The sequence below is a fragment of the Mesorhizobium sp. M1E.F.Ca.ET.063.01.1.1 genome, from assembly GCF_003998155.1.
Classification (GTDB): domain Bacteria; phylum Pseudomonadota; class Alphaproteobacteria; order Rhizobiales; family Rhizobiaceae; genus Mesorhizobium.
On sequence record NZ_RZSC01000472.1, the window covers coordinates 1 to 4,674 of the forward strand.

Genomic DNA, 4,674 nt, shown 5'->3' on the forward strand with positions numbered 1-4,674 from the left:
GTCCAGTTGCCGAACGCGGAACTGCTGTTGTTGGCGAATGTCGAATCGAAGGTGCCGAGGTGGTCGTAATCAACTTCCGCCGTAACCGTGAGGCCAGGGACGACTTCATAAGCGACGTTCGCCGCCACGCCATAGTTCTTGTCCTGGTCACCCGAAACCTGAAGGTTAAAGGAGGTCTTGGGGTTGAATTTGTAGGTGCCGCCGGCCCACCAAGCCCAGTGACCGCCCCACTGCTTGTAGAAGTCACGGCCGCTGGCGAAATCGAGCGAATTGTTGTCGGTGCCGTAGCCGAACATGGCGAATACCGACAGCTCGCTGGTCACGTTGAAGTCAGCTCGAACCTTGCCAGCCCATTCTTCGTAGTTGCTGTCATAGGCCACGACGCCGGCGATGGCGCCCCAGCCCTGCGTGTACTTCACGCCGCCAACGACATGCGGAACATAGCTGTCGATCGTGCCCACGTAGAAGACATTGTTGACGTCCACCGAACCTTCTTCAAGCGAGATCACGGCCGAGAAGCCATTGCCGGCATCGAAGTTGTACTGGATGAGGTTGGTCGAGAAATCGCCGTAAGGAACGATGGTGTCGTTGAGAACGTTGCCGGCATAGCCGATGAACGAATCAAACGCCGAATCGTCCAGGCCGACACGAAGCCCACCAAGCTGGATCCAGGCAAAATCCATCGTCACGCCCTTGTTGTGGGCCTGATTGCCGTCTTCGCCCGCGTAGTAGGCGCTGTTGCCGAAGTTGAATTTCGTCTGCGTGTAGGTCTTCAACGTACCAAGCTCGGTTTCCTGGCCCGTCCAGGTCTTCAGCGAGAAGCGGGCGTTCTTGTGCCAGGTGCCTTGGTCCTTGCCGTTCAGAACGTCTGTCGAACGTGCGCCGTCGAAGCTGCCGACATCGCCAGCGCTGATGTCGTAACGGACATAGCCGCCGATACGCAGGCAGGTTTCGGTGCCGGGGATGTAGAAGTAGCCCGAACCGTAGACGTCACAGATCTTGACGTATTCGGCCGGTTCCGGCTCGGCGACCGTCACCGCGTCGGCGGCGCGAGCGCCCGACACTGCGATCAGGGCCGCAGCTGAGCCGAGAAGAAGGCTCTTTATGTTCATGCTTGATCTCCTTGAATGATTTGAAAAAGGGCGACGACGTCGATCGACGAACCGCTCCTGTCCCCACTATCGAAAAAGATGCCGCATCACGAAGCATCCTTCCCGGCTCGGACGCTATTCCGCACGGAATTTAGTGCAAGTTGAAATTCAATTTGCCGACCACATATAGAAGTATCCGTTGCATTTATGCCACTAAATCGGCAGTATTATTTGCACAAATTGAACAACTGTACATCTGAACAATCCGTACAAATGGGACATCTATGTCTTTGCTTGTACGATTCTGCAAGAAACCTAGACGCGCGAGTGGCGCAAGCGTTAGGCTCAGGGAAGCCGACGCTGGTCAATCGTCATAGAGATTGCATCAAAGACAGAGCCTGGGCGGCGGATGCAACGTCTATGTCCATGCCTTCCCTGAGCAATTCGACAGGAACGCGACCCTTCAGAAGAGGCGAAGGGCTAATCAGCCACAGCCATGCCAGTCTGGGATCGGAGATCGAGCAGAGGACCTGCCTGATTCCGGGCATAGGCCTGCCGTCGATGAACTGGGCCAACGGAAACACGTGCTTGCGGGAGCCCCTGCGAAACGCAACCACATCATTGTGCCGCTGCCACCAATGCAGCGTGGACCGCGGTATCCCAAAGCGTCTCTCAAGATGAGTTGACCCTGCAACTGGGCCGGCCCACTCTGCAATGCGCGCGCCTTCTCTTGGGCAATCTTCCAGATGCGAATGCCCGATCGGACGTTCGGGTAACCGCGGTCGCGTAGCGATCTCACACGCCTGGGCGCTTAGCTTTCGCGCCGCTTCGGCCTCGAGCCTGCCGAGGAATTCAGCGGCCAAGACGGTCGCATCGCTGGAGGGAGGACCAGAAGGTATATCAGCCTTTTGCCCCTGCCTCGCCTCATCGCATTGGGCAAGAATGCGCTGCACTTCCTTCATGACAAAGGTTGAAAGCTCAGCCTGGCGCGTTTCATTTCTGCTAAGGTCGCTCGATCCGGTCATACTAACTTTCCGATTAGCAGTTCACCCAACATTCCGCTGAAGAGCATCCAGTAGACTCAAAGGTTCGAAAAAGGCGCGATATGCGGGAACTCGTAGCGCTATGGCTCGAACCTCAACTTCTCTCAACGGGTCGGCGCTTGGCCAAAAAAGGCCAGGCCTCCCACGCGCTTGGGAAACGCTTTTGTCCAAAACGAAAACGACCGATTCGCAGGTCGCCCCGTGGAGGTTCCAGCCCGCAAGGGATCGGCGCCGGGAACCAGCGCTCACAAACAGGAAGTCGCCGAGCATGGCACACGAGGCGGGTCAGACCCCTAGACCGGAAAGTTTTAAGATTTTCAACTAGGCGGGGGAGCGGCTCTTGGTTCCCATGCTCGATCTCCATTCAGCTGTCCAAATGCGTGGATGGACGAACCCTGTCCGCGCGATCGAACACAATCGCAACTCGGTGCGTCATCGTAGGCGCACGCTATCCAGCAATCGAATTTACGCAACTCAAAAAGTATGTTTGCCAGTTTAATTGAAGTTGCACGTTGCCGTTATGCAACTATCTCCCATCTATTACTTGCACAAACCGTACGAATTGCACAATTTCTCCCGTACACGTGATACTATACTATGTCTCTGCATCTATACTCCGGCTTAACCGGCGAATCTTTCGCGATTAGGTACCGTTAGGGCGAGCATCGCGGTTGTCCGCCGGCCGAAGGAGGCGCGACTGTAGCCGAAGCCCCACCCATCGATCCCTCATTGCTGAAGGGACAGCCAACCCTACTTGGGCGCGCTACGAATTGCATGCTCCACACGAGTTAGTGGCATATTAGGGAACACGCATATCTGCTTAGTCAAATTCCGATTGGATATTGGCATCATCTCGGATCTAGATCGAAGAGCAGCCGCCTGAGCTGCAAGAACACCAACTCCCTACGACAACGGCAGATTCATAAGCCGCGCAACTTCGCAGGAGCGCAAGTTGAGCTGGCAATTCAGAGCTCCGGTAGGTCAAGCTATTCTGGTTGACGAACGGTAGGCATCTATCTTTGGCCAAGCCCTGGTCAGGCCGAAAGCCGAAGCGTTCTTTCATCTCTTCAGCATGCGCCCGGGTTGCTCTGGAAACCGGTCGACAAAATTATCGTAGACGCATTGGAATGAGGCAAGCGTCGGAGCATCGGTCATAGCCTCGGCCTGTGAGGCAGAAGAGGTCTCATATCAAGAAGGAACGAGGTTTGGCGAGCTTAACGAACACGCGTTCCCGTGCTCGCTTTTAAGCTGACAGCATTCCCTTCAACCCGGTGGACGCGCCCCAAACAAAATTCCAATCTCAACCTTGAGCACCGATGTGCGTGCCGAGTCGCCATGGCAACGTGCGAAACGCCAAGCGTATTTCTACGAAGCCGAAGCGTTCTGTCCTTTCGATTCAGGCGGCGGCTTGATGCAACATTTCAGGACGCGGCAACGCCACCTCGACATTGTCGATTAGCCTCGTTTCCCCGAGCCAAGCGGCGACGAGAAGCCGCGCTGGTCGATCTAATGTGAGCATCGGGGCAAGATTACTATCCGCGCGCAGTTCGAGATACTCGACCTTCGAGAAACCGGCGGCGAGGATCGCCTCGCGCCCAACACTCAGCGCACGTTGTACAGATTGTCCCGAACTCATCTGCCCGGCAGTTTGGACCAATATTTCAGCCAGCCGAGGCGCCCTGTTGCGCTCAGCCAAAGTGAGCCGCGCGTTGCGCGACGACATTGCCAGGCCATCGGCCTCGCGCACCGTCGGAGCGGCGATGATCTCAATTGGAATATCGAGGTCACGGACAAGCTGGCGCACGACATGGAGCTGCTGAAAATCCTTCTCCCCGAAAAACGCCAGGTCGGCCCCAGTCTGCAGAAGCAGCTTCGTGACCACCGTTGCCACGCCATCGAAGTGGCCGGGCCGAAACGTGCCGCAAAGCCCGTCGCTTACACCACCGACCGAAACGCTGGTCGCGAAGCCTGGCGGATACATGTCGGCGGCATTGGGAGCATAAAGGATATGGGTGCCGACGGATGCGAGCTTCGCCGCGTCATCATGTTCCGTGCGCGGATAGGCGGCCAGGTCACCCGCATTGTTGAATTGCGTCGGGTTGATGAACAGCGTCACGATCACGCGATCAGCCTTGGCAAGTGCTGACCGCACGAGGCTGAGGTGACCCTCATGCAGGGCGCCCATGGTGGGCACAACAGCAATCTTTAGGCCCTCGCGGCGCCAGGCGGCAACGATGCTGCGAAGTTCGGAGACGATGCGGACGATCGCGGCGCTCATTCGACTGCTCCTTCAGTGACTGTGCCCGGCTCATGGCCGAAGACGTGCTCAAGCGCTGGAAAGCGGCGCTCGCGCACATCCTTTGCGTATGCGGCGATCGCTGCCTCGGCGTCGCTTCCCAGCGCTGCGTAGCGCTTCACGAATCTTGGCCGAAAAGTGCCAAACAGACCCAGCATGTCGTCGACAACCAGAATTTGACCGTCGCAGGCCGGCGATGCACCGATGCCGATCGTGGGGATCGCCACTTGCTCTGTAATCAGCC

Annotated in this window: 4 protein-coding genes; all 4 read right to left on the minus strand. The window is 57.1% G+C overall.

Annotated features, from left to right (window positions below):
• Window positions 1-1,112, minus strand: a 1,112-nt coding sequence (locus EOA29_RS25675) for a porin (protein ID WP_145969795.1), incomplete at its 3' end; no start/stop codon positions are given.
• Window positions 1,113-1,462: 350 nt separating this feature from the next.
• Entirely contained in the window at window positions 1,463-2,116 is a 654-nt protein-coding gene (locus EOA29_RS25680) for a hypothetical protein (RefSeq protein WP_189478987.1), read from the minus strand.
• 1,414 nt (window positions 2,117-3,530) lie between these two features.
• Window positions 3,531-4,412, minus strand: a complete 882-nt coding sequence (panC, locus tag EOA29_RS25685) for a pantoate--beta-alanine ligase (RefSeq protein ID WP_127221792.1) — start codon at window positions 4,410-4,412, stop codon at window positions 3,531-3,533.
• A partial coding sequence (locus EOA29_RS25690; RefSeq protein WP_189478988.1) for a 3-methyl-2-oxobutanoate hydroxymethyltransferase occupies window positions 4,409-4,674 on the minus strand: 266 nt, incomplete at its 5' end. The genes panC and EOA29_RS25690, both read right to left, overlap by 4 nt.